The organism is Microvirga alba, from assembly GCF_015694465.1.
GTDB classification, from domain to species: Bacteria; Pseudomonadota; Alphaproteobacteria; order Rhizobiales; family Beijerinckiaceae; genus Microvirga; species Microvirga alba.
Genome location: NZ_JADQDO010000003.1, coordinates 74,114 through 99,802, shown reverse-complemented (window position 1 = coordinate 99,802; position 25,689 = coordinate 74,114). Strand labels below are relative to the sequence as shown.

Here is a 25,689-nt window from a genome sequence, read left to right as displayed (position 1 = left end):
CCCATGAACCTTTCGCAGCCACCATCGTTCTGCCTGGAGCCGCCTCGACGCTTCCGGCGCAATTCGGAGGCCGTGCCGCATCATGATGCCTCACACGCTTCTCGCGCTGGTTCTGGCAGCCCGAGCCATTCTGCCGGGTGAGCCGGCACCCCGGGACGAAACCGCCGCCCGCCCGAGCGCGGCGGCGGGCGCCATCATGGCGCGGTATGAGACCGAGACGCGCGAGGTTACCAATTGGCGGCTTCAGGCGGCCGATGCGCTGGAGCCCAAGCCCATCGCGTTAATGGCGGCCCTGTTCAAGATCGAGCGGCCCGTCGTCACGCGGTGCGTGAAGCTCAACAATTACTGGTGCGTGAAGAGCGCCCGCTGGGACGGTGAACTCGCCACCGACACCGAGGGCCATGTGGGTTTCGTGTCAGCCGATCAGGGGGCGGATGCCGCAGCGACGTTGCTGCGGCGCTATTATCTGCAGTTTAATCGAAAATCCGCCCTCGATATCGTGCGCCGCTGGGCTCCGGCTGATTGTGGCGTCGCCACCAGTTTCGGCGGAATCGCGTCGCTCGCCATCAAGGGCATCGGCAACACGTTGCGGGCGCGCTATCTCGCTTCCCACCGGAGCGTCAAATTCACGGCCCAGCCGGGGCGGGGTGCGAAGCCGGGGCGGGTTTCGATGGTGATGCAGGCCACGGTGCCGCAATATCGCGTGCCCGATATCGCCGTCGGCATGGGGGAGCATCATCGATCGCCTCCTGCTCCTCCGCCGCGCGTGAAGCCGGTTGCGCCCGTGAAGGTTGCCACCGCGACCCCGAAAGCGAATACCGCGACGGGTTGCGCGCCTGACGAGCAGCGCTTGCGAAATTACGCCAACGCGATGGTCGAAAACCTCGGCATCGGCCCCAGCGACGACCTTGAGCTTTTCGCGGACGATGGGACGCCCTTGCCCAATTTGAGCCCCGTCATGCTCGCCATGTCCGCCTTCGAGCTTGGGCTCTTACGCGCGAGCCCGGACCTCGTGGGTAGGGCGGTCCAGCGCGCTGCCACGAAGGCAGAGGCGAACGCGAAAGGCGACGTGGCTCAGGACCAGGCGAAGACTTCCGCACACTGACGTCGCCTTGCACGCAGACGCCTCAGGCCCCACCTTCAAGCGTGGCTTGAGCGAACTAGGTTTATCTTCGTGTCCGTGATCACCAATCTTGCCTCTCGCGCCGGATCAGCCGCGCAATCCCTGTGGGAGGCCTCCGGGCAACTGGTCCAGCCTTCGCTTCGCCTCGGCGTGACGGGCCTCGCCCGCTCGGGCAAGACCGTGTTCACGACGGCTCTGGTGCATCACCTGACGCGCGGCACGAGCCTTCCCGCTTTCCGTGCCTCGGCCGAGGGCCGCATCCGGCGGGCGCATCTGGCGCATCAGCCGGATGATACAATTCCTCGCTTTCCTTATGAGGAGCATATGGCGGCGCTGACAGAGGGCCGCCGCTGGCCATTGTCCACGAACCGCATCAGCGAGTTGCGCGTCGATATCGAATACGAGCGCAAGGCCGGGTGGCGCACGGGTCCCGCGTCGCTTGCCCTGGATATCGTGGATTATCCGGGCGAATGGCTGCTCGATCTCGCCCTTCTCGAAGCCGGTTATGCGCAATGGTCGAAGCAGACCATTGAGGCGAGCCGCCGTAGCGACCGGGCGCGGGTGGCCGGTTCGTGGCACGAGATTCTCAAGACCTTCGATCCAGCAGGCTCCGCCGACGAGGTTCTCGCCGCCAAAGCGAGCGATGCCTTCAAGGAGTATCTGAATGCCCTGCGTGCCGGCGATGAGGCGGTCGCCACGACCCCGCCGGGCCGGTTCCTGATGCCGGGCGATCTCGCGGGCTCGCCCGCTCTGACCTTCGCGCCGCTCGATCTGCCCGCGGGCCTGCCCATCGCGCCGGGCAGCTTCGCCGCTCTCATGGAACGGCGGTTCGAGGCGTATAAAACCCATGTGGTGCGGCCGTTCTTCCGCGATCACTTCCAGCGCATCGACCGGCAGATCGTGCTGGTCGATGTGCTCGCCGCCATCGATGCCGGGCCAGCGGCGCTCGCTGAGTTGGAGGAGGCGCTCGATCAGGTGCTGATGGCCTTCCGCATTGGACGCAACACCTTCATGTCGCGCCTGTTCTCGCCCCGCGCCGACCGGGTTCTGTTCGCGGCGACCAAGGCGGACCACATTCATCACACGGACCATGATCGGCTCGACGCCATTCTGCGTCTTCTCGTCAACCGCGCCGCGCGGCGCACGGAGGCGGCGGGGGCGCGGGTCGGCACGGTGGCGCTGGCGTCCGTGCGCGCCACCCGCGAGACGACCATCCGCGAGGGCCGCGAGACGTTGCGGGCAGTGGCCGGGACGCCGGAGGCGGGCGAGCGGGTCGGCGACGAGATCTTCGACGGGGAGGCCGAGGCTGCGATCTTTCCCGGCGAGCTGCCGGAAACGGCGGAGGCCGTGTTCCAAGGGGCGGTGCCGCCCGGATCGTTGCGGTTTCCGCGCTTCAGGCCGCCGAAGCTGCCGGTCGATGTGGCGGGCCGCATGGCCAAGATGCCCCATATCCGCCTCGACCGCGCTCTTGAATTCCTGCTGGGGGACCGTTTCGCATGACCCGCCATCCCCGCGCTGTCCGCCTCGACGACCCGAATGTGGCGAGTGGCGCGATTCAAGTGACCGACGAACCGTTCGACGCCATCGAGGCGGCGGATGGGATCATCGTGCCCATGGGCGAAAAGCGCCGCGCTCCGTGGGTCGGCATTTTGCTATCCGCCCTGTCCGGGCTGATCGTGCTGGGTGTCGGGTTGGGGCTCGAAAGGCTGATTGCCGATCTCTACGTCCTCGCGCCGTGGCTCGGCTGGGTGGCGCTCGCCCTGACCCTCGTGGCGGCGCTTGCCTTCGCAATCATCATCGGCCGCGAGGCCATGGGTATCTGGCGGGAAAAGAAGATCGAGCGCCTGCGCGAGGCCGCCATCGATGCGCTCTCGGTCAAGGACCACAAGGCTGCCAAGGGCATCGTCGCGGATCTCCTGGACCTTTACGGTGGCAGGGCCAGCGCCGCTCAAGGGCGCGCGCGGCTGAAAGGTCTGTCGGACGAGATCATCGACGCGGATGATCGTCTCGCCATCGCCGAGCGGGAGCTTCTGGCCCCCCTGGATGCCCAGGCCAAGCGCGCCATCGCGGGGGCAGCGAAGCAGGTGTCGCTGGTCACGGCGGTGAGCCCGCGCGCCATCGTGGACGTGGCCTTCGTGATTTTCGCGGCCGTGAGGCTGCTGCGGACACTGGCGCGAATCTATGGCGGCAGGCCCGGCCTGTTCGGATTCCTGCGGCTTGCCAAGGCGGCCTTCAACCATCTCGCGGTGACCGGCGGCATGGCTGTGGGTGACAGCTTGATGCAGCAAGTACTCGGCCTCGGTCTCGCGGCCCGCATCTCGGCCAAGCTGGGGGAGGGGGTGCTGAACGGGCTGATGACCGCCCGATTCGGCTTGGCCGCGCTCTCGGTCTGCCGTCCGCTGCCCTTCATCCGCGAGGAGCCGCCGAAGATCGGCGATGTGGCCGGAGAACTGGCAAAACGGGCCGAGGCGGCAGCGGTTTGAGGCCCTGCCACAACAAAGCTTTGGCGTGCCGAAAGTTGACGCGCGGCCCGCATTCCCGCACAAGGGCCCGCCTTCAGGCGCGGAAGGGAGCGTTACGCGCCGTTCAATAACGTTCAAGCGGCGATGCTCTTCAACTCGTTCATCTTCCTTTGCGGTTTCCTGCCGATCGCACTTCTGATGCACTGGCTCGTAGAGCGGTTCAGGCCCGAATGGCGCCTGCCGCTGCTGCTCGTCCTCTCCCTGTCCTTCTACAGCTATTGGGATTGGCGCTTCGCGCCGTTGCTCGCGGTTTCGGTCCTGGTGAACTGGCTCGTCGCCGAGGCGTTCATGCGCTCGGGCCGGGATATTCTGATCCCGCTGGCGATCACGGCGAACCTCCTCGTTCTCGCGATCTTCAAGTACTTCAATTTCTTCGCCGATGTGGCGAACCTGATTCCCGGCGTTCAGGCCTCCCATTGGGACGTGGCCCTGCCGCTCGGCATTTCGTTCTTCACCTTCCACCACATCATGTATCTGACGGATCTGAAGAAGGGCAAAGCGCCCCGCTACGATCTCGTCCGGTATGGCCTCTACATCGCCTTCTTCCCGCAGGTTCTCGCCGGTCCGCTCGTGCGCTGGAGCGAGATCATGCACCAGTTCGAGGAGCGCCCCTATCAGCGCTCCGATGCGCAGGAACGTTTTGCACGCGGCCTCATGCTGCTGGTCGTCGGCCTCGCGAAGAAGGTGTTTCTAGGCGACCAGCTTGCCGACTACACCAATCCGATCTTCCAGACAGCCCAAGCCGGCGGGCCGATCGGCATGGGCGAAGCCTGGCAAGGGGCGCTCGGCTTCACGTTCCAGGTCTATTTCGACTTTTCCGGCTACACCGACATGGCGCTGGGCCTCGCCCTCCTGTTCGGCATCGTGCTGCCGCAGAACTTTGACGCGCCTTACCGCGCCACCTCGCTGCAGGATTTCTGGCGGCGCTGGCACATGACCCTGTCGCGCTTCCTACGCGATTATCTCTACATCGCGCTCGGCGGCAGCCGGAAAGGCCTGGTTCTCCAACTCGCCGCCCTGACCGCGACCATGGCTCTCGGCGGTCTCTGGCATGGGGCAGGCTGGACCTTTCTCGCATGGGGCGCGCTGCATGGGGTTGGCCAAAGCGTCGCCGTTTTGTGGCGCAGGGCCGGATTGACCATGCCGAGCATTCTCGGTTGGGCGTTGACCTTCACCTTCTTCGTGCTGACCCTTCTCGTCTTCCGCTCCGGCAGTTTCGAGGTGGCGGGGCGCATGTATAAGGGGCTGCTCGGCTTTGGGCCCGAAGGCTTCAACATGAAATGGCGCGCTATCGCGGTGGGCGCGGCCATCTCCATGATCGGGCCGACCTCCTGGACCGTGATTCACAAGCTGCCGCCGAAGCGTTGGATCGCGGTCGCCTTCGCGCTCCTCTTCGTGATCGTGTTGTTCAAGATCGGCGATGATGCGAACTATGAATTCATCTACTTCCAGTTCTGAGGCCCGATCCTGGCGGAGCTTCGCGGTCACGCTTCTTGCCGCGACCGCAATCGCCGTCGTGGCAATCGCCGCCGTTGCTTACGCGGTCGACCCGTATGACACGGGCCGCTCCTCCCTGTTTGCCAAGGCTGGGGTGAGGCCCCAGGGGCCGCGCAAGGCCAATCCGAGCCGTGGCCGCGATCCCGCTTTCAACGCCATGATTTCGGGCAATTCCCGGATCCAGATGCTCTCGCCCGAGCGGCTGAACGAGGCCACGGGGCTCAACTTCGTCCAGTTGGCGGTTCCGGGGTCGGGGCCGAAGGAGCATCTGACCCTGATCGACTGGTTCCTTCGGCATCGTAAGGAGCAGCCGAAGGCGCTGGTGGTCAGCGTCGATGACTTGTGGTGCACGTCCGATCCCGCCTTGCCGAACGACAAGCCGTTCCCGTTCTGGCTCTACAGCGCCGACCCGCTGGAATATGCCCGTGGCCTCGTGCGGTATGACATCCTGGAAGAATTGCCGCGCCGCTTGTCCTATGTGTTTGGAAAGAAGGCGGAGCGCGCCCGGCCGGACGGGTACTGGGACTACGAGCCCGATTACATCCGCCTCGGCTATACGACGAACCCGGAGATCCGCAAGCGGCTCGAGCAGACGCCCCATGCCAACGATCCGCGCCTGGAGCGCGACCCTCTCGAGGGCAGGCGGCAGTTTCCGGCGATTGAGCGGCTGAAGGATGTCGCGGTATCGCTGCCGAAGGACATGCCCCTCGTCCTCATCATTCCGCCCGCTTACAAGAACCTGATGCCGTTGCCGAACACCGAGGCCGCCTTCGTCGATCGGGCCTGCAAGGCGTCGGTGGCGTCGGTGGCTCAGGTCCACGCCAGGACGGCGGTGGTCGATTGGCGCGTGGACCGGCCCGAGAACCGCGATCCGGAGCTGTTCTTCGACATGATGCACTACCGGGCCCCCATCGCGAAGGTGATCGAGGCGGACGTGGCCGAGGCTTTGCGCCGTTTTCGTTGATTCGTAAGGGGTGCGGCAAATCGTTCGGCTTCCGGCCTGTTTTCTTGTTTCATAAGGCGCGGAAGACGAAGTATCTGGTCTTCTTAGACAAAACGGTGACGCGGAAGTGCGTTGTCGCAGGCTTCGACACACTATATACGGGCGCCACAGTTCATCGGGGATAGAACGGCCCAACATGACAGACATCGTAATCGATGAGGGTTATCGACCGACTGAAGACGAGCCCTTCATGAATGAACGGCAGCGGGAATATTTCAGGCGGAAGCTCATTCGGTGGAAGGGCGATATTCTGAAGGAAGCTCAGGAAACCCTGGCAACCTTGCAGAGCGAGAACGAGAATCATCCCGATCTCGCTGACCGCGCCTCCTCCGAGACCGACCGCGCCATTGAACTCCGCGCCCGCGACCGCCAGCGCAAGCTCATCGCCAAGATCGACGCCGCTCTCTCGCGGATTGATGACGGGTCTTATGGCTATTGTGAGGAAACCGGCGATCCGATTTCCCTCAAGCGCCTCGAGGCTCGCCCCATCGCGACCTTGTCACTCGAGGCGCAAGAGCGTCACGAGCGCAATGAGCGGGTTTATCGGGACGACTAGAATCCGCCCTTGCCTTTCCTACACCTCAAAGAAAAAGGGCTCCGCTTGCGGAGCCCTTTTTCTTGACGGTGCAGGATTCGGGAGGGGGAGGCGCTTCGCGCCTCACTCCTTCTTGCCGGGTTCCGTCGGACGGCCGAGAAGGCGGGCGAATTCGGCCTCGATTTCGTCGACAGAGAACGGATCGGGAGCTTTCTTGACGGGCGCGGCCGGAGCGGGCTCCGCGGCCTTCGGGGGCGCAGGCGGCGGCGCGGGCTGCACCGGCGGGGGCAGCGGGCGGACAGGTTCCGCCACGGGCGGCATGGCCCTGGCGACCGGTTCCGGCTCCTGAGCCACCTCTTCTTCTTCCTCGAAGAGGATCTCGGTCGGGGCTGCGGGCTCGGTCGGCTCGAGAAGCTCGTCCTCGTCGATCAGGGTCTTGATCTCCGGCTTGGGCAGCACCGGCTCCGGTGCCGGCGCTGGCGGGGAAACCGGGCTCGCGGGGCGCTTCAGCGCTTCTTCAAGCTGCTTTGCCATGTCCGAGAGGATCGCTGCGTCCGGGCCTTGCCGCTCGACGGGGACAGGCTCAGGTGCGCGAACGATCTCCGGCACCACGGGCGGCGGCGGAGGAGCCTTGAAGGCCGGCGGCGTAAAGGTCGGGCGCGGTTCAGGGCGCGGGAAGATCGGCTCGGGCGCGGCTGGGGCGCTCGGGAAAACCGGCGACTTCGCCTCGGCACGCAGGCCATGAACGCCCACGGGCGAGACCGGCGGAGAAACCACCGGAGCATGGGCCAGGGTGACGACGTCGGGCTTCAGGACGGGCTCGGTATGCGCCGGGAGCGGCGCACTGATCGAGGCGACGGGAGACAACTCCTCCTCAATGTCGGATTCCTCCGACGGGCGCTTGATGAAGGCGCCAAGCTGGGCGGCGAGCTGCGTCTCGATGGAAGGACGACCGGACGGCTCGACCTGCGGACGCGAGGCCTGCTCGAAAGCCGGCTCGAGCCGCTCGGCGCCGGCTTCGCTGGGTGCCGGCGCGAGGCGCGCACCCGCCACGCGGACGATATTCGTCTCGATGACCACGTCGTTGAGGCCGCCGATGAGGAGAAGGTGCTCGACATTGTCCCGGCGAAGCAGGACGAGCTGGCGTTGCCGGTCGAGATCATAGATGTCGACGACGCCGAGGCGCGGTTGCCGGCTGCGTCCACGGTCCTGACCGGGCATCAGGAGCCGAGCGCCCGTCAATTTGCGCAGAACGAGACCGAAAAGCGCGACTAAAGCCAGGATGATCGCGAAAGCGATGACGTACTGGGCCGCCCGTGACGCTTCGATACCAAATTGAGCTAACACGATGAACTCTCAAGCGTTGTGGAGGCCTTTGCAGGCCTGTTCCGAATATTTGTTGTACCACATCGGGCATCAAAGGGAGCGGCAAGGTTAACAGATGGTTAACGCCCGCCTCCAGCTGTGGATGATGAGATCGGCAAATGCCGGATGCAGCCCCCGCAAGCGGGGCCGCGATTTCCTTACTACAGGGCAGAATGTGGCTTTAACAGGGTCAAACGGCATTCGAGGGGTTGGCCCCTTGTACAGCCCCTTGATGCCGCCTTAGAGGTCGATCAATAAATTCCGTGTAATATGGCTGACACGATCGCGCGGTTGTCGGATGGTCAAGTCCGGCGCCGCGAGGCATTGCCGTCATTCCTTGGGGATACTGAAGTTCAATGGTGCACGAGGGCGAAACGCCGAAGGACATGACGATCGATCGCTCTGACCGGCCTGGCCATATCGGGCTGGTGCTGCTGTTGGCGACCCTGCTGGTCGGCGCGATCCTCAGCCTGCGCTTCCTCGGCAGCGAGCAGGCACAGCCCCTGATTCTGGCCCTGCTCGCCCTGTTCGCCATGGCGGGCGTGTTCTTCCTGTTCGCCATGGCCATCGGCGTTATCCAGTTCGCCGGGCAGGGCGCCCGCAACGACATCACCAAGATCATGGCCGATACGGCGGGCGAGGGGCTCGTCGTGGTCGAGGATGACGGGCGTGTGATCTATGCCAATGAAGGCTACCTTTCGCTTGCGGGATCGAGCGGCGGCGATGTGCGCGCGGTCGAGCGCCTGTTCACCGGCGCTCCGGAGGTCTCCGAGGCCATCTATCGGCTGGCCCAGGCCGCGCGCGAGCACCGGAGCGGCTCGGAAGAGATCCGCCTGTCGCCGTCCCTCGACGGTTCGCAGGAATTCGGCTGGTACCGCGTGCGCGTGCGCGCCCTGCCGCGCCCGAGCGGCCGCCAGGCCGCCCTGTGGACCATCGCCGATGTGACGCACGAGCGCGAGCGGCAGGAAAACGTCTTCCAGGAACTCCAGCACGCCATCGACTATCTCGACCACGCGCCGGCGGGCTTCCTCTCCATCGATCCCAACGGCGCGATCATCTACCTCAACGCCACGCTGGCCTCCTGGCTCGACTATGATCTTGCCCAGGTCGGGTCGGGCGGCCTCGCGTTGGCGGATGTCGTGCCGCGCAACGTGGTGGCGATGATGACCTCGTTCTCCGGCGAGCCGGGCAGCGTCCGCACGGAGACCTTCGATCTCGACCTGCGCCGCCGCAACGGTCAGTTCCTGCCGGTCCGCCTCTATCACCGCATCGCTTTCGGGCAGAACGGGCGCATGGGCGCGTCCCGCACGCTCGTGCTCAACCGCTCGCCCGGCGTCGAGGTCGACGAAGGACAGCGGGCGGCCGAAGTGCGATTCGCGCGCTTCTTCAACAACACGCCCATCGCCATCGCGACCGTGAACAAGGCCGGGCGGATCGTGCAGGCCAACGCTCCCTTCACGCGCCTGTTCGTCGCCTTGCCGCGCACCGGTGAGGCCGGGGAAGGGCCGTCGATCCTCGATGCGTTCCAGGAGAACGATCGGGCGCAGATCGAGGCCGCCCTCAAGGCGGCGGCGGAGAACCGGGGCGATATTCAACCCCTGGAGCTTCATACCGCGGGTGAGGCGGGCGGCTCGGTCCGCGTCTGGGTGACGCCCGTGGGCGAGACCGGATCGGACGGCGAGACGGCCATTCTCTATGGCCTCGACACCACCGATTTCCGCAAGGTCGAGGAACAGCTGGCCCAGTCGCAGAAGATGAACGCGGTAGGGCAGCTCGCAGGCGGCGTGGCGCACGATTTCAACAACGTGCTGCAGGCGATCATCGGCTATAGCGACCTGCTGCTCGCCAACCACCGCCCGACGGACCCGTCCTTCCAGGACATCATGCAGATCAAGCAGAACGCGAACCGGGCGGCGAGCCTGGTGCGGCAACTGCTTGCCTTCTCGCGCCGGCAGACCCTGCGCCCCGAGGTGCTCAACCTCAACGACCGCCTCTACGAGCTGTCGATGCTCCTGAAGCGTCTTCTCGGAGAGCGCGTGGAGCTCGACCTCAGTCATGGCCGCGACCTGTGGTTCGTCAAGGCGGATCTGAACCAGTTCGAGCAGGTGGTGATGAACCTCGCGGTCAACGCGCGCGACGCCATGCCCAATGGCGGCAGATTGGCGATCCGGACAGCGAATGTCGCGGCCTCCGAGGCCGCCCGCCGAAACGTCAATGGGATGCCGCCGGCCGATTATGTGGTGGTCGAAGTCTCGGATACCGGCACCGGTATGACGCCGGATGTGATGGGCAAGATCTTCGAGCCTTTCTTCACCACGAAGGAAGTCGGCAAGGGCACGGGCCTCGGCTTGTCCACGGTGTTCGGCATCGTCAAGCAATCCGGCGGCTTCATCGACGTGGATTCCAAGGTGGGGCAGGGCACGACCTTCCGCATCTACCTGCCGCGCCATATCCCCGGCATCGAGGAAATGCCGGAGGAGACCAAGGCCGAGACGGTCAAGAAGCCCGCCGCCGACATGACCGGTCAGGGCACGATTCTCCTGGTGGAGGACGAGGACCCGGTGCGCGCCGTCAACGCCCGCGCGCTGTCGGCGCGCGGCTACACGGTGCTCGAGGCCGCTTCCGGCATCGAGGCGCTGCAGATCATCGAGGAGAGGGGGGCCCCGGTCGATCTCGTCGTGTCCGACGTGGTCATGCCGGAAATGGACGGCCCGACCCTGCTCGGCGAGTTGCGCAAGCTCTATCCGGACCTGAAGGTGATCTTCGTCTCCGGCTACGCCGAGGACGCCTTCCGCAAGAACCTGCCGGACGGGGAAGAGTTCAACTTCCTTCCCAAGCCGTTCAGCCTGCGCCAACTGGTCGAAATCGTGAAGCAGGTGATGGCGCGGTAGGGACCTTATCCGGCCTCAAGAGGCCAATCTTGGTTGTGATAGCAGCGCGGGAAATCGCAGAGGGCTTCTGGACAATTCCAGAGCGCAGATGAAATGATGTTTCGTCGTCATTTTCTGCGAGTTAACCCGTCAAATGCTGGAGACCCAATTTTCAACTGGTTGCCGCGTGGCAGCCTCGCCGATTGCCAAGTGCGGAATCGTTGCGCTGTTGGCTCTGGAGTGGATGACGACGACTTCTGTCGCCAAGCCCAATGTTGGCAGCCAAGCCTGCCGTCAAGTCACGGAAGCAGTCTTGAAGGGCGATGCTGAGGCTGCGGTCGCCGCAATCAACCAGGAGCCGCAACACCGTGATAAAACGCTTGAGATTATGACGCGGATGGCCGACAGCCTGGCCGGACTCTTCAAAGGAAAGACGCCCCGTTTGGAGCGCTCGCTGTCAGACATCAGCGTGGAGGGCTATCCGATCTCTCTTCAAATCTGGAGTTTCGGCGACCAGGAGGTTTATTTGGTGGGTTGCCTGCTTCGTTTGGAGGAGGGTGTACAGCTCAATATACAAATCCGCTCCTCGGTGGACGAGGTCGTGCAGAAGATAAAAACAAAGCTCAAATCAGACTAAGCGCACTGACGGATTTAGTCTTCTCTGCGGTTGGTGTCGGCAATCCACAATTGAAATTTGATAGAGAACAAAAAAAGAACTTGCGTTTGAGAACAAAGCGGGTACGGATAATGCATCAACAACCCGCGTTGAGACTCAATAGCCCTCCGTGCCATAAGGACGTCTGGTCATGTCGCAGTCCTCTCTGAGACTGGTGGAAAGCTCATCAATGGATAAAGATAAGTCGAAAGCTCTCGACGCGGCGCTCTCCCAGATCGAACGCGCCTTTGGCAAGGGCTCGATCATGCGGCTGGGGAAAAACCAGCAGCCGGTGGAAATCGAAACCGTCTCGACCGGCTCGCTCGGCCTCGACATCGCGCTCGGCGTCGGCGGTCTGCCGCGCGGCCGCATCATCGAGATTTACGGGCCGGAATCCTCGGGTAAGACGACGCTGGCGCTGCACACCATCGCCGAAGCCCAGAAGAAGGGTGGCGTCTGCGCCTTCGTCGACGCGGAACACGCGCTCGATCCGGTCTATGCCCGCAAGCTCGGCGTCGCGCTCGACGATCTTCTGATCTCGCAGCCCGATACGGGTGAACAGGCGCTCGAAATCGCCGACACCCTGGTGCGCTCCGGCGCGGTGGACGTGCTCGTCATCGACTCGGTGGCGGCGCTGACGCCCAAGGCCGAGCTCGACGGCGAGATGGGCGATGTTCAGCCCGGCCTTCAGGCCCGCCTTATGAGCCAGGCCCTGCGCAAGCTCACCGGTTCGATCTCGCGCTCGAAGACGATGGTGATCTTCATCAACCAGATCCGCATGAAGATCGGCGTCATGTATGGTTCGCCTGAGACGACGACGGGCGGCAACGCGCTGAAGTTCTACGCTTCCGTGCGCCTCGACATCCGCCGCGTCTCAACTCTCAAGGACCGGGACGACCCGATCGGCAACTCGGTTCGCGTCAAGGTGGTCAAGAACAAGGTCGCGCCGCCCTTCAAGCAGGTCGAGTTCGACATCATGTTCGGCGAGGGCGTGTCGAAGGTGGGCGAACTCATCGACCTCGGCGTCAAGGCCGGCATCGTCGAGAAGTCGGGCGCCTGGTTCTCCTATGACAGCCAGCGCCTCGGTCAGGGCCGCGAGAACTCCAAGCAGTTCCTGCGCGACAATCCCGAGGTTGCAGGCAAGATCGAGGCGCTCATCCGCCAGAATGCCGGCTTGCTCGCCGACCGCATCCTGGACCACGCGAGCCCGACCGCTGACGATCTCGACGAGGGTTCCGCCGACTAAGGCGGTTCCACCGACGCGGGCGAAGCAACCGGTCGTCCGTGCCGGGTCGGTAAGGCAGTCACGCTTGCTCTCCTTCAAGGGCAAACCAAGGCCGTCGCGAGAGATCGCGGCGGTTTTGTCGTTGATGCGCCTATGGTGGGTAAAGGTCTTGCCGGTTTCAGTGAGGGGGCTCGTCTAGAGCATTTTCCGACGAGGTGAAAACCGGTTCGGTGAAGAAAATGCGGAAATAACAATAAGATAGAGCATCCGATCTGATCCTGTCAGATCGGAAAAATGCTCTATGCTCTCGATAGTTTTGTAATAATGCACCTCATGATCGGAGATGCGTTCTATCGAAGGTTCGGCACATGAGTGTTGACACGCTTGAGGCAGAGGTCGCTCAGACATTCGAGGCCATGGAGAAGGTCTTGGGCCAAGTCTCTTGGCGATTGCATATCCCAAAGGCGGACCACAAGACTGATGTCGCCGCTCAAGACGTCTTTTTCTCTCATATGCGGCGGCGGATGCGCCACTTCATGCTCCCCTTCAAACTTGTCTCGTGGGGCATACTATTCGCTGTCGCGTTCTACGTGATGTCTCATTTGAGTTTTGACTCAATGGGCGCTCGGCTGTTTTCTATTTTGGCTCTTATGGCTGCGGCTTTTTTGCCGCTAACGATACATAGAGTAGCATTACATAGAGCTATGCATGGAGATAAACGTAGTCTGGCTACCGATCTCATGTTGGGGGAGGGCGGAATCCTGATGTTTGGTGGCTCTTGGGCTCAGCTCTGTTCGTGGGCTGACATAATTGCTTTCGAGGAGGGTGAGTATAGTTTTAACTTGCTTACAAATTACTTTGTCGTCATCGCCATTCCGAGTGCCGTCCTCTCTAAGCATCCGGATGCTCAAGCCATCATGGCATTCATCGAGCAAAAGACGTCCGGGATCGATAAAGCCTGAAATGCCAATGCGGCCAGGGGTGCATTGAGGCGGCGGCATTCTTATTTTCTCTCATATCGCCCAAGAGTTGGGAAAGGTAAGGGGGACTGGATACGACGCCTCGACAGGCCGTCTGCGGGCGTCTAAAACCGGCCTCCACCATGTCTTTTTCGGGCCTCGAGGCCCTTACCCGAGCTTAGAGTTTCATGAGCGGCGTCAACGAAATCCGGTCGGCCTTCCTCGATTACTTCGCCAAGAACGGCCACGAGGCCGTGGCGTCGAGCCCCCTTGTGCCTCGAAACGACCCGACCCTCATGTTCACGAACGCCGGCATGGTGCAGTTCAAGAATGTGTTCACGGGCGTCGAGAAGCGCCCTTATTCGCGCGCCACGACCGCGCAGAAATGCGTGCGCGCCGGCGGCAAGCACAACGATCTCGACAATGTGGGCTACACCGCCCGCCACCACACCTTCTTCGAGATGCTCGGCAACTTCTCCTTTGGCGATTACTTCAAGGAACACGCCATTGAGCTGGCCTGGAACCTGATCACCAAGGAATTCGACCTGACCAAGGATCGGCTTCTCGTCACCGTCTATCACGACGACGAAGAGGCGGTGAATCTTTGGAAGAAGATCGCCGGGTTCTCGGATTCGAAGATCATCCGCATCCCGACCTCTGACAATTTCTGGCAGATGGGCGATACCGGCCCCTGCGGCCCCTGCTCCGAAATCTTCATCGACCAGGGCGACGCGCTCTGGGGCGGCCCTCCCGGTTCGCCGGATGAGGACGGCGACCGGTTCCTTGAGTTCTGGAACCTCGTGTTCATGCAATACGAGCAGATCGAGCCCGGCAACCGCATTCCGCTCCCGAAGCCTTCCATCGATACCGGCATGGGTCTGGAGCGCATCGCCGCGATCATGCAGGGCGTGCACTCGAACTACGACACGGACCTGTTCCGCACCCTCATCGAGGCTGTGGCGCATGCCACCGGCGTCGCGCCCGAGGGCGACCGCAAGGCGTCGCACCGGGTGATCGCGGATCACCTGCGCGCCTCGTCCTTCCTCGTCGCCGACGGCGTGCTGCCCTCGAACGAAGGTCGCGGTTACGTGCTTCGCCGCATCATGCGCCGCGCCATGCGCCATGCGCAGCTTCTGGGCGCAAAGGACCCGCTGATGTACCGCCTCGTTCCCGCGCTGGTACGTGAGATGGGGCAGGCTTATCCGGAACTGGTGCGCGCCGAGCCGCTCATCACCGAGACGCTGAAGCTGGAAGAAACCCGCTTCCGCAAGACGCTGGAGCGCGGCCTGTCTATCCTCGACGAGGAAACCCGCAGCCTCACCAAGGGCCAGAGCCTGTCGGGCGAGACGGCGTTCACGCTCTATGACACCTTCGGCTTCCCGCTCGACCTGACGCAGGACGCGTTGAAGCCCCGCGGCATCGGCGTTGATACGGATGCCTTCAAGGCAGCCATGGAGCGCCAGCGCGAGAAGGCCCGCGCGGCGTGGTCCGGCTCGGGCGAGGCGGCGACGGAAACCGTGTGGTTCGGCATCAACGAGCGCGTCGGCGCGACTGAGTTCCTCGGCTACGACACCGAGATTGCCGAAGGCATGGTGCTCGCGCTGCTGAAGGATGGCCAGGAGATCAAGGAACTCAAGGCCGGCGAGACGGGCCTCGTGGTCCTCAACCAGACACCGTTCTACGGCGAATCCGGCGGTCAGGTCGGCGATACGGGCATCATGCAGGGCGAGGGCGCGCGGGTTCGCGTGACGAGCACCGAGAAGAAGCTCGGCGATCTTTTCGTGCACCACGTCATGGTGGAGCATGGGACGCTGAAGCCGAACCAGTCCCTCGAACTGATCGTGGACCATGAGCGCCGCACGGCCGTGCGCTCGAACCACTCCGCGACCCATCTTCTGCACGAGGCCCTGCGCCAGGTGCTTGGCGATCACGTGGCCCAGAAGGGTTCGCTCGTCGCGCCCGACCGCCTGCGCTTCGATTTCAGCCATCCCAAGCCGATGAGCGAGGAAGAGGTGGCCCGCGTCGAGGAGATCGCCAACAAGGTGCTGCTTCAGAACGAGCCGGTCGTCACCAAGCTGATGGGTGTCGAAGAGGCCATCGAATCCGGTGCCCGCGCGCTGTTCGGCGAGAAATACGGCGAGGAAGTCCGCGTCGTGTCCATGGGCAAGGCAGATGGCAACAAGACCTTCTCGGTCGAGCTGTGCGGCGGCACCCATGTGAACCGCACGGGCGATATCGGCATCATCACGGTTCTCGCCGAGGGCGCTGTCGCGGCGGGCGTTCGCCGCCTCGAAGCGATGACGGGTGACGTTGCGCGCCGCCATCTCGGCGAGGAAAGCCGCAAACTGCGCGAGATTGCCGGTCTGCTCAAGATCCCGGTCGATGAAGCGCCTGCGCGTCTCTCCGCGCTTCTCGAAGACAAGCGCAAGGTTGAGCGCGAACTCACCGACGCGCGCCGCAAGATCGCCATGGGCGGCGGGGCAGCGGGCGGCGAGGAGCCGGTTCGCGAGGTCGCGGGCGTGAAGCTCATGGCGCGCGCGGTGACGGGCGTCGAGATGAAGGATTTGAAGAGCCTCGCCGACGAGGGCAAGAAGCGCCTCGGCTCCGGTGTCGTCGCGATTGTCGGCGTCGGCGAAGACGGCAAGGCGGGCATCGTCGTCGGCGTGACGGAGGACCTGACCTCCAAGCTCGACGCGGTCGCGTTGGTGCGCGTGGGTTCGGAAAAGCTCGGCGGAAAGGGCGGCGGCGGTCGTCGCGACATGGCGCAGGCGGGTGGTCCCGACGGGGCCCAGGCCGAAGCGGCGCTCGCGGCTATCGAAGCGGCGCTCTCCACCGCCGCCTGACAGGACCTGCGCCATGTCGAGGGATCATCCACACCCGGCACGGCGCAGAGTTTACGAGATCCTTGAACGCAGCAGCGTGAGCGATCCCCTCGTTCACGCTGTTCACGTTTTTCTGATCCTCTTGATCGTCGTGAACGTGACGTCGGTGGTGCTGGAAAGCGTGCCTTCGCTCCGTGACGATTTCTGGCAGACCTTCGTCATCATCGAGGTTTTCAGCGGCATCATCTTCACGCTCGAATATGTGGCCCGCATCTGGTGCGCGCCGGAGCATACGCCCTGGATCCATTTGAGGCCGTGGCACGCGCGGTTGAAATGGGCGCTTCACCCGCAATCCATCATCGATCTTCTCGCGATCCTGCCGTTCTATTTCGCGTATTGGGACATCAGCGAGCTGCGCATCTTCCTGTTGCTGCGGCTTTTCCGGTTCTTCAAGCTCGCACGCTACTCGCCCGGACTGACGAGCCTGATCGAAGCGATCTATTCGGAACGGCGCGCGCTTGTCGCCTGCGGGATCATCCTTCTCGGCGCAGTGCTGCTTTTCGCCTCCGTGATGAACCTCGTGGAAAAGGATGTGCAGCCCGACAAGTTCGGCAGCATTCCGGAATCCATGTATTGGGCGATCATCACGCTGACCACGGTGGGGTATGGCGATGTGGTGCCGGTGACGGCATGGGGGCGCGCCGTCGCCGCGCTGACCGCCGTCACGGGCCTGATCATGCTCGCGTTGCCGGTCGGCATCATCGCCAGCGCGTTCTCGCGGGAAATTCACCGGCACGATTTCGTCGTCACATGGAGCATGGTGGCGCGCGTGCCGCTCTTCGCCGATCTCGACGCGGAAGAAATTGCATCGATCATGCATCGGCTACGCTCGCAGAGCTGCGTGCCGGGCGAACTCATCGTCCGCAAGGGCGAGGAAGCGCATTCCATGTACCTCATCGCCTCCGGCGAGGTGGAGGTGCTCGTCCCCGGGGAAACGGTGAGGCTGGGTGCCGGGGATTTCTTTGGTGAAGCCTCCGTGCTGAAGCGTCGTCGCCGGCACGTGACGGTGAGGGCCGTTGCGCCTTGCAGGCTCCTCGTGCTCGATGCGGAGGACCTGCATCAGTTGATCGCGTCTGACCCTACGATGGCGCAGCATATCGAAGAGGTTATTCAGTCCCGCGGGGAAAGGCGGGCGGTGTGAGACCCGTCAATCGTGATCCGGGTGCTGGCGGGAGGCCATTTTCGCCAGCTCTTCCGGTGTCGCGCTGTCTTCCGTCTCGGGGAGGGTGTGCAACGTCTCGAACACGGCGAGGCGGCTTTCCATGCCGTATTGGGTCTCCGGCCGCACGCGGTCCGGATCGTCAAGACTTCCGATGGAGACGCTGATGCGGTCGCTCTCCACATAGCGAAACGACAGCGGTGTGCCGCAATCCCGGCAGAACCCTCGCTCGACGGCTTCCGAGCTTTTGAAGATGCCGGGCTGAGCCTTGGTCCAGATCAGGTCTTCCAGCGGAACGCCCGCTAGCGGGGCGAAGTAATTGCCGAAAGCCTTCTGGCACATGCGGCAATGGCAGATGCTGGCGCCCGTTGGCTCGGACATGAGGCGATAACGAACCGCGCCGCATTGGCAGCCGCCGGTATGGGTGGAATGCTGTCGATCACGCATCGCGGATGCCTCGCGGAAAATCCCGGTTCAGGAATAATCTAGGGCGCTAAGCCGATGTCGGATAGGTCGGGCCAGCCGAGGGCCCAATCAGTCATCGCTCCAGTGGGCTTGGATTAGCTCGAACAGGAGGTCGACATTGTCTTCGACTGCTTCTGACCCCTTGAAAATGCTGAACTCGATGTGATCGTCGAAGAAGTCCAGCTCGATACGTGCGCCGACGAGTGTGAACGACACCATGATGGTATCGTGGCGGACATGATCCAGCCGATAGTAGATCTTTTCGCGATCGAGATAGTTCAGAAACGGGATCAGATCCTTGATCCCGCTTAATGTCATTCCAGGCGCCATCGTCCCAGCGTCCTTCATACGTTCACCGCAGATTTTCGATGTCTCTTTCATCCCGGCGGCATCCAGACGTATTCCCGCAGCGCGAACCAGAGACCGCCGGGATCCTCGTCCCTGGCTCCGTTCGCCAGCCACTCGCGCACAACGTTGTCAATGATCTCTTCGGGCGTGGAGCCGTACTGTCGCTGTACGATCCACTCATGTTCGCTCTCGCCACCCCCGACCACCGGCACCGCGCCGCGCGAGAGCAACTCCGCGATGCAGCGGCGCACGAAATCGGTGAGCGCTTCGCCCTCGAAACCGAAACCGAGACGTCCTTGAGGCACGATCTGCCATAGACCGACAGCGTCGATAGGAAGCTCATCGGCGACAATTTTAACGTATTCGCTTAATGGCTTGCCGGAACGCCTGTCACAAGGTTCGTTGTTCATTTCTGATGCACCTTATCGCCAGGGAGGACGAGTGAATTATTGCTGCGAATAACGTCGAGCGTTACGCCATAGCGCTCGGTCCATCGAACGCCAAAGATGGATCCGTCCGGGCGGAGTTCCAGTTGCGCTATAGCGAAGGCCCTTCGGGCGCCGAGCAATTCGCGGTGAGAGGACGGTGAAAGGGGCATAAACTATCCATCAGTTCTCAACTATGCATAAATTCTTAGAACAAAATGAGAACGTTGCCAATCTTGCCGCGGCGACCGGCAACAAAAAAGCCCGACACGAAGCCGGGCTTTGGTAGATCTTCTCATGTCATTGCCCGGACTCGATCAGGGCATCCGTGCCTTCTGCCGGAAGGCGGCTGAAAGCGAGACATGGATGGCCGCAACAAGTGCGGCCATGACGCGCCGAGGGGGCGGCGGCTGAGCCTTTTTAAGCCGCCATCGCCTTCTTGAGGTTCTCGTCGATCTTGTCGAGGAAGCCGGTGGTAAAGAGCCACGTCTGCTCCGCCGACGAAGAGGGCGAAGTCCCTGATCTACGACGTCCGTGGTCTACGGGGTCCTTGGTCTTGGAGCCGGACCCGACTGCATGCAGGCCCTCTCAAGAGGCGAACTTGGCGAGTTCGGCGTTGGCGCGGCGGGCGAGGCCGTGTGTGTCCATGCGAAGACCGAGGCGGGGGCAGGCGCTCTTGATCGCGTCGATTGCTACGAGGTGAGGCAAAACTTGTTTTTGCGAGAAGCTGCTATATAACGCTCGGTAAGTCGTGTAATGACATATCGTGTAATATATTCATTTCTTGCGAGACCTCGATGCCGACCTTCAACGCAGCAACAGGAACGTATGTCTATCTCCCGGGCGAGGAGAGCGAGTTCAGAATGGAATTTGCTGATCCCGATAGCTGGTATCATCCAAGGCCGCGCTATGAGAATTACAAGGTCCTCGGAAATGATCGCAACAACGTCATCGAGGGCAATCACGGACGGAATGTCATTAATGGCGGCGCGGGCAACGATTTGCTTAATGGCGGCGCCGGAAACGACACGCTCATCGGTGGGGCGGGTGACGACACGTTCCTCTTCGACACTCGATTGAACAGCAAAACCAACGTCGACGTCATAAAGGACTTCAATGTCCGCCACGATACGATCCGCTTGGCGCACCTGATCTTCAAGGGAACGCCGAAGACGGCGTTTGATCATCTCGACGCGAAGGCGTTCTGGACGGGTGCCGCAGCGCATGATCAGGATGATCGCATCATCTACAACCCCGCGAACGGCGCGCTGTCTTACGATCCGGATGGTGATGGCCCAGCGAAGGCAATAAAATTCGCTATCCTGTCCAAGCACCTCAAGTTAACAGCGGATCAATTTGAGATTTTTTGAGGACGGCAGGTCTTCCCGCGTTGAGCAAGTCTTCCCGCGTTAAACAAGTCTTCCCGCAATAAAAAAGAGAGCCCGTCGGGCTCTCTTTTTTTGATCCTGTCAGCCCACCTGTTCCGGAGGGCTTCGCGTGCATGGCCGGAACAAGTCCCGGCCATGACTCTGGCGCCCGTTTTTAAGCCGCCATCGCCTTCTTGAGATTCTCGTCGATCTTGTCGAGGAAGCCGGTAGTGGAGAGCCACTTCTGCTCCGCGCCGACGAGGAGGGCGAGGTCCTTGGTCATGTAGCCGGCTTCGACCGTGTCCACGCAAACCTTCTCCAAGGTCGAGGCGAACTTGGCGAGCTCGGCGTTGTCGTCGAGCTTGGCGCGGTGGGCGAGACCACGGGTCCAGGCGAAGATCGAGGCGATGGAGTTGGTCGACGTCTCCTTGCCCTTCTGGTGCTCGCGGTAGTGGCGGGTCACGGTGCCGTGGGCGGCTTCCGCCTCCACCGTCTTGCCGTCCGGCGTCATCAGAACCGAGGTCATCAGGCCGAGCGAGCCGAAGCCCTGAGCGACCGTGTCGGACTGCACGTCGCCGTCATAGTTCTTACAGGCCCAGACATAGCCGCCCGACCACTTGAGGGCCGAGGCCACCATGTCGTCGATAAGGCGGTGCTCGTAGGTGATGCCGGCGGCTTCGAACTTCGTCTTGAACTCGTTCTGGTAGACCTCTTCGAAGATGTCCTTGAAGCGGCCGTCATAGGCCTTGAGGATGGTGTTCTTCGTGGAGAGGTAGACCGGATACTTGCGCATTAGGCCGTAATTCATCGAGGCGCGGGCGAATTCGCGGATCGACTCGTCGAGGTTGTACATCGCCATGGCGACGCCGCTGCCCGTGAACTTGAAGACTTCCTTCTCGATGACCGTGCCGTCCTCGCCTTCGAATTTGATCGTCAGGCGGCCCTTGCCGGGAATCTTGAAGTCCGTCGCCTTGTACTGGTCGCCGAAGGCGTGACGGCCGACGATGATCGGCTGCGTCCAGCCTGGAACCAGGCGCGGAACGTTCTTGCAGATGATCGGCTCACGGAAGATCACGCCGCCGAGGATGTTGCGGATCGTGCCGTTCGGCGACTTCCACATCTCCTTGAGGTTGAACTCCTTCACGCGGGCCTCGTCCGGCGTGATCGTGGCGCATTTCACGCCGACGCCGTACTTCTTGATGGCTTCCGCCGCCTCGACCGTGACCTTGTCGTCGGTCGCGTCGCGGTGCTCCATCCCAAGATCGTAATACTTGAGATCGATGTCGAGATAGGGGTGGATCAGCTTGTCTTTGATGTAGTGCCAAATGATACGGGTCATCTCGTCGCCGTCGAGTTCGACAACCGGATTGGCAACCTTGATCTTCGCCATTGATCTCACCTTGAGCGCTGGAACGGGAACCAGGCCTGCCGGACGGCAGGCTGTTGCTGCGGCCTATAGCGCGACTGGAGCTGGCGGGAAAGGGAGAGGGGCTCGGGAAAAGTTAGAGGTGCTCTTTAGCACCCACCGTCCGGGTCGAGCCGGGGTCACGTAGGGGCGCGAAGTACAGACGGAGCGACCAGATCCCTTTTTGTGTAGCTCTTGTGTGCTGCAGCACCGATGGCGAAGCGAAACTGTATTGAAATTACGTGTAATCCGGTGGAAATTCCCAAACGTTATACGTAAACGTATTTGACTCATGGGATGATGTTATGTTCTCTCTGCCGGAGTAATTACCTATCGACACACTGGGAGGACGAATGCGTCTAGCTATCATCATCGGAGCCGGCACCCTGGCTCTTGCTGGCTGCCAAACGACAGAACAGTCCATGGCAAATGCTCAATCGGTTTGCTTGCAATCGGGTCTGAAGCCCGGCTCGGCGACCTACAATCGCTGCGTCAATGCAAGCTTCCAAAACAATGTCGCGCAATCGAACGCAGCGGCGAACCAAGCGGCGGTCGGCGCTGCCGTGGGCGTCATCGGCGGCGCCGCGATCGGCGCAGCGGCCGCCCGCCCGCACTACTATTGCGGCTGGGGCTGCTGGTAGGCGGCGGTATTCGGGGCGGCATGGGCGAGGCTTTAAATGCCAACCTCAGCCGACCCGCCTGATCGGGGGGAGACATTTCCCTATTGTGGCTGGGGTTCTAGCCTCCTCCTCCGGCAGATAGATCCGATAGTTGAGACGAAAGACCCCGCTGGGCGGTGAGGGGAGCCAGTTGCCGTCGCTCGCCCTCGTACGAGGGCCATCTATGACGCGATAACGGCCTATCGACGGGCTGCGCCCTAGCCGTGACACCGGGTTTGACGCTAAGACTGCCCCGACATCACCCGCTCTCGCCTAGGCTCCTTCACGCACGACAATGGCTAAACCCGTCATCATTCTGGTCGAACCTCAGCTGGCCGAGAATATCGGCATGGTGGCGCGCGCCATGGCCAATTTCGGGCTCTCCGAGTTGCGCATTGTCGCTCCGCGTGATGGCTGGCCCAGGAAGGGCGCGCATTCGGCGGCCTCGGGCGCGGTGCATGTGCTGGAGGGCGCGAAGCTTTACGATACCGTCCCCGAGGCGATTGCCGATCTGAATTTCGTGTTCGCCACCACCGCCCGCGAGCGCGGGCAGATGAAGCGGGTCTTCGGGCCGGACGCGGCGATGCAGGAAGCGCGCGAGCGGATCGGGGAGGGGCAGGGCGTCGGCATCATGTTCGGGCGGGAGCGGACCGGACTCGAGAACGATGAGATTTCGCTCGCCGATGCCATCATCACCTTTCCGGTCGATCCGAAGTTCTCATCCCTGAACCTGGCTCAGGCCGTGCTTCTCGTGTCCTACGAATGGCACAAGCTCGAAGCCGACGGGGCGTTGCCGTTCTCTGGCGAAAGGCGCTCGCCGCCCGCGGAGCGCGAAGCCATCATCTCCTTCTTCGATTATCTCGAAGCCGAACTCGACGCGGTGAATTTCTACCCCGAGGACAAGAAGCCGATCATGGCCCGCAACATGCGCGACATGTTTCATCGGCTGGAGATGACCGAGCAGGATGTGCGCACCCTGCGCGGGGCGGTTCGTGCCCTGGCGGAAGGCCGGAGATTGAGGAAGCCTTAAAGATATTATGTTTACGTTGGGGCTATAAGCGCGCTGTTGCGCAAAAACCTTTCGACCTGAGGCTGCCATGCGCCGCTCGCTGACCACGCTTCTCCTTCTCGGTTCGTGCCTTGTTGTTTCCTGGGCGCAAGCCGCGACTCCGCCCAAGCAGCCTGCGGAAGGGCCGGGCGGGGCCGATTACAAGGTCACGGATGTCACGAAGCGCGCGGTCGGAACGGCGAGCGCCGCCGCCTATGTGTTCCACGCCTCCGGGGCGGCGTCGGAGCCGCGGCCGGTGGTGGTGCTTCTCCATTCCTGGGGCGCGACCAATCCCGCGCTCTACGGTGGATGGATCGAGCATCTGGCGCGGAAAGGATACGTCGTCCTCGTTCCCCGGTTCCAGGAAGTCAATCGGACCAAACCGGCCGACGCGACCTACCAAGCGGCGACGATCATCCGCAATTCGCTGGCGACCCTCGCGAACGATCCGGCGGCGCGCCCCGATCTCGACCGGGTAGCCTATATCGGCCATCTGGCGGGCGTGCCGATTGCGCTCAATCTCGCGACAGGGGCCGGCCGAGAGGGCCTGCCCACGCCGAAGCTGATCTTCGCGTTGATGCCCGGCGGCATCGCGACCGGGGACAAGTCGCGTGGCATTCCCCTCGACGATCTGTCCGCCATCGGTGGCTCGACGATGCTGATCACCATGAGCGGCGACCGCGACTACCTGCCGGCTGATCGCGCGGCGAGGCGCATTCTGGCTGAAACGAAACAGATCCCGGCTTCCCGAAAGCTCTTCATGCGGGTTGCCTCGGACGACCATGGCTACCCCCCGCTGACGGCGACGCTCGCCTCGCCGGGTTCTCTGAAATCCGAATACGACGCGTCCGCGATCAAACTGCCGCCCGATCCGCCGAAGGACCCCAAGCAGAAAAGCATTTGGCGCTGGAGCGCCGACATGGCGCTCACCGGTGAGCAGACAATCCTGACCGCGCAGCTCGGCAGCAACGCGACCGATACGCTGGATTACCTCGCCTTCTGGAAAACCTTCGACATGGCGGCTGACGCTGCATTCGCGGGCAAGGACGCGGCGGCACTGCGACGCGATCCGCGATTCATCGACATGGGAACCTGGACCGATGGCTGGCCTGTGCGCCGCCTCTCGGCGGACATGCCGAAGACCCAGGGCGATGAGGATAAGCAGGACCGCGGCCCGCGCCGGCGCCTCAACCTCGGTCCTTCCGAGACCAAGCAGAGCCTGTCCCACTTTCCGAACAGCCGCACGTAATCCGAAGGCCGGGGAGGCTTTGCCATGCGTGTCGATCTTCTCGCGGGGACGGCCTATAATCCAGTGGTTATGCCGTCTCCTGTCCCCACCATCCTCGTCTTCGATTCGGGCCTCGGCGGCCTGACGGTCTTCTCCGAGGTTTTGAAGGCGCGCCCCGATGCGCGGTTCGTCTATGCGGCGGACGATGCCGGATTTCCTTACGGACGGCTGAGCGAGCAAACCCTCGTCGCTCGTGTTTCGACCTTCATGGAACGGCTGATCGAGCTGCATCAACCGCAAATGGTCGTCGTGGCCTGCAACACCGCCTCGACCCTGGTTCTGCCGCATCTGCGGGCACGCTTCCCGCTTCCGTTCGTGGGGACGGTGCCGGCCATCAAGCCGGCGGCGCTCGCGACGAAATCGGGCAAGATCACGGTGCTTGCTACCCCCGGCACCGTGGCGCGGGACTATACGCGCGACCTCATCGAGACCTATGCCGCCGGATGCGAGGTCAATCTCGTCGGCTCGCGTTTGCTCGCGGGCTTCGCCGAGGCGGAACTGACCGGCGCGCCGGTCTCCGACGCCGACTTGCTGGCCGAACTTCGCCCCTGCTTCGTCGAGGATGAGAACGGGCGTACCGATGTCGTCACGCTCTCGTGCACCCACTACCCTCTGTTGCTCGAGCGCATGAGGCGTCTTGCTCCCTGGCCCGTGACCTGGATCGACCCGGCCCCCGCCATTGCGCGCCGCGTGATTCAGTTGATCGGCCAGCCCGTTCCCGGCCACGAGGCCGATGAAAACGAGGTCCTGGCAGTCTTTACCGAGGGCAGGGGCCTCGACTCTTCACTTCGCGCTGCGTTGCGCGAGAAGGGGCTTCCGGCCATCGCCATCGAGCCTCTGCCGCTTCTCCAAACTCAATAGCCGCCGAAACTCACAGCTCCTCCACACA

22 protein-coding genes are annotated in these 25,689 nt (G+C 62.8%); 17 read left to right on the top strand and 5 right to left on the bottom strand.

Features of this window, described 5'->3' with window-relative positions:
* Window positions 1–82 precede the first annotated feature (82 nt).
* From I2H38_RS08690 to dksA, 6 genes are all read left to right on the top strand, one after another.
* On the top strand, window positions 83–1,105 hold the full coding sequence (locus I2H38_RS08690; RefSeq protein WP_196271460.1) for a hypothetical protein: 1,023 nt from the start codon (window positions 83–85) through the stop codon (window positions 1,103–1,105).
* A 69-nt stretch (window positions 1,106–1,174) separates the two neighbouring features.
* The gene (locus I2H38_RS08685) at window positions 1,175–2,623 is read left to right on the top strand and encodes a YcjX family GTP-binding protein (protein ID WP_196271459.1); all 1,449 of its coding nucleotides are present in this window, start codon (window positions 1,175–1,177) and stop codon (window positions 2,621–2,623) included.
* Complete coding sequence (locus tag I2H38_RS08680; RefSeq protein WP_196271458.1) at window positions 2,620–3,606, top strand: YcjF family protein; 987 nt, start codon at window positions 2,620–2,622, stop codon at window positions 3,604–3,606. The genes I2H38_RS08685 and I2H38_RS08680 overlap by 4 nt, the downstream gene beginning before the upstream one ends.
* A 123-nt stretch (window positions 3,607–3,729) precedes the next feature.
* Complete coding sequence (locus I2H38_RS08675; RefSeq protein ID WP_196271457.1) at window positions 3,730–5,103, top strand: MBOAT family O-acyltransferase; 1,374 nt, start codon at window positions 3,730–3,732, stop codon at window positions 5,101–5,103.
* Window positions 5,078–6,106 (top strand): hypothetical protein, encoded by a 1,029-nt coding sequence (locus I2H38_RS08670; protein ID WP_196271456.1) that lies wholly within the window; start codon window positions 5,078–5,080, stop codon window positions 6,104–6,106. The genes I2H38_RS08675 and I2H38_RS08670 overlap by 26 nt, the downstream gene beginning before the upstream one ends.
* A gap of 175 nt (window positions 6,107–6,281) precedes the next feature.
* Entirely contained in the window at window positions 6,282–6,701 is a 420-nt protein-coding gene (gene dksA / locus I2H38_RS08665) for an RNA polymerase-binding protein DksA (RefSeq protein WP_196271455.1), read from the top strand.
* Between the two features lie 102 nt (window positions 6,702–6,803).
* Here the strand turns inward: dksA and I2H38_RS08660 are convergent, their stop codons facing one another.
* Window positions 6,804–8,027, bottom strand: a complete 1,224-nt coding sequence (locus I2H38_RS08660) for a hypothetical protein (RefSeq protein ID WP_324617368.1) — start codon at window positions 8,025–8,027, stop codon at window positions 6,804–6,806.
* A 374-nt stretch (window positions 8,028–8,401) separates the two neighbouring features.
* Between I2H38_RS08660 and cckA the strand changes: the two genes are divergently transcribed.
* From cckA to I2H38_RS08630, 6 genes are all read left to right on the top strand, one after another.
* A complete protein-coding gene (gene cckA / locus I2H38_RS08655) occupies window positions 8,402–10,936 on the top strand; it encodes a cell cycle histidine kinase CckA (protein ID WP_196271454.1) in 2,535 nt (844 codons plus the stop codon).
* 133 nt (window positions 10,937–11,069) lie between these two features.
* Window positions 11,070–11,552: a hypothetical protein gene (locus I2H38_RS08650; protein WP_196271453.1), complete on the top strand. Its 483-nt coding sequence runs from the start codon at window positions 11,070–11,072 to the stop codon at window positions 11,550–11,552.
* A 169-nt stretch (window positions 11,553–11,721) separates the two neighbouring features.
* On the top strand, window positions 11,722–12,816 hold the full coding sequence (gene recA / locus I2H38_RS08645) for a recombinase RecA (RefSeq protein WP_196271452.1): 1,095 nt from the start codon (window positions 11,722–11,724) through the stop codon (window positions 12,814–12,816).
* Between the two features lie 347 nt (window positions 12,817–13,163).
* Window positions 13,164–13,757 carry a hypothetical protein gene (locus tag I2H38_RS08640; protein ID WP_196271451.1) on the top strand — a complete coding sequence of 198 codons (594 nt, stop codon included), beginning with the start codon at window positions 13,164–13,166 and terminating at the stop codon, window positions 13,755–13,757.
* 185 nt (window positions 13,758–13,942) lie between these two features.
* A complete protein-coding gene (alaS, locus tag I2H38_RS08635; RefSeq protein WP_196271450.1) occupies window positions 13,943–16,597 on the top strand; it encodes an alanine--tRNA ligase in 2,655 nt (884 codons plus the stop codon).
* A 13-nt stretch (window positions 16,598–16,610) separates the two neighbouring features.
* Window positions 16,611–17,777: a cyclic nucleotide-gated ion channel gene (locus I2H38_RS08630; protein WP_196271449.1), complete on the top strand. Its 1,167-nt coding sequence runs from the start codon at window positions 16,611–16,613 to the stop codon at window positions 17,775–17,777.
* 6 nt (window positions 17,778–17,783) lie between these two features.
* On the opposite strand, the gene I2H38_RS08625 is transcribed toward I2H38_RS08630, so the two are convergent.
* The 3 genes from I2H38_RS08625 to I2H38_RS08615 all read right to left on the bottom strand — a co-directional run bounded on the left by I2H38_RS08625 (window position 17,784) and on the right by I2H38_RS08615 (window position 19,018).
* A complete protein-coding gene (locus tag I2H38_RS08625; RefSeq protein WP_196271448.1) occupies window positions 17,784–18,242 on the bottom strand; it encodes a GFA family protein in 459 nt (152 codons plus the stop codon).
* A gap of 87 nt (window positions 18,243–18,329) precedes the next feature.
* Complete coding sequence (locus tag I2H38_RS08620) at window positions 18,330–18,641, bottom strand: hypothetical protein (protein WP_229426620.1); 312 nt, start codon at window positions 18,639–18,641, stop codon at window positions 18,330–18,332.
* Entirely contained in the window at window positions 18,638–19,018 is a 381-nt protein-coding gene (locus I2H38_RS08615; protein ID WP_196271447.1) for a hypothetical protein, read from the bottom strand. The genes I2H38_RS08620 and I2H38_RS08615 overlap by 4 nt, the downstream gene beginning before the upstream one ends.
* Window positions 19,019–19,830: 812 nt before the next feature.
* Here I2H38_RS08615 and I2H38_RS21390 point away from each other — a divergent pair.
* On the top strand, window positions 19,831–20,403 hold the full coding sequence (locus I2H38_RS21390; protein ID WP_196271446.1) for a M10 family metallopeptidase C-terminal domain-containing protein: 573 nt from the start codon (window positions 19,831–19,833) through the stop codon (window positions 20,401–20,403).
* A 172-nt stretch (window positions 20,404–20,575) separates the two neighbouring features.
* On the opposite strand, the gene I2H38_RS08605 is transcribed toward I2H38_RS21390, so the two are convergent.
* A complete protein-coding gene (locus tag I2H38_RS08605; RefSeq protein ID WP_196271445.1) occupies window positions 20,576–21,790 on the bottom strand; it encodes an NADP-dependent isocitrate dehydrogenase in 1,215 nt (404 codons plus the stop codon).
* A 368-nt stretch (window positions 21,791–22,158) separates the two neighbouring features.
* On the opposite strand from I2H38_RS08605, the gene I2H38_RS08600 reads away from it, so the two are divergent.
* The 4 genes from I2H38_RS08600 to murI all read left to right on the top strand — a co-directional run bounded on the left by I2H38_RS08600 (window position 22,159) and on the right by murI (window position 25,661).
* The gene (locus tag I2H38_RS08600) at window positions 22,159–22,446 is read left to right on the top strand and encodes a hypothetical protein (protein WP_196271444.1); all 288 of its coding nucleotides are present in this window, start codon (window positions 22,159–22,161) and stop codon (window positions 22,444–22,446) included.
* A 313-nt stretch (window positions 22,447–22,759) separates the two neighbouring features.
* Window positions 22,760–23,494 (top strand): RNA methyltransferase, encoded by a 735-nt coding sequence (locus tag I2H38_RS08595; RefSeq protein ID WP_196271443.1) that lies wholly within the window; start codon window positions 22,760–22,762, stop codon window positions 23,492–23,494.
* Window positions 23,495–23,561: 67 nt separating this feature from the next.
* The gene (locus tag I2H38_RS08590) at window positions 23,562–24,761 is read left to right on the top strand and encodes a dienelactone hydrolase family protein (RefSeq protein WP_196271442.1); all 1,200 of its coding nucleotides are present in this window, start codon (window positions 23,562–23,564) and stop codon (window positions 24,759–24,761) included.
* Between the two features lie 24 nt (window positions 24,762–24,785).
* Window positions 24,786–25,661, top strand: coding sequence for a glutamate racemase (gene murI, locus I2H38_RS08585; protein WP_196271441.1), 876 nt, complete (start codon window positions 24,786–24,788; stop codon window positions 25,659–25,661).
* Window positions 25,662–25,689 lie beyond the last annotated feature (28 nt).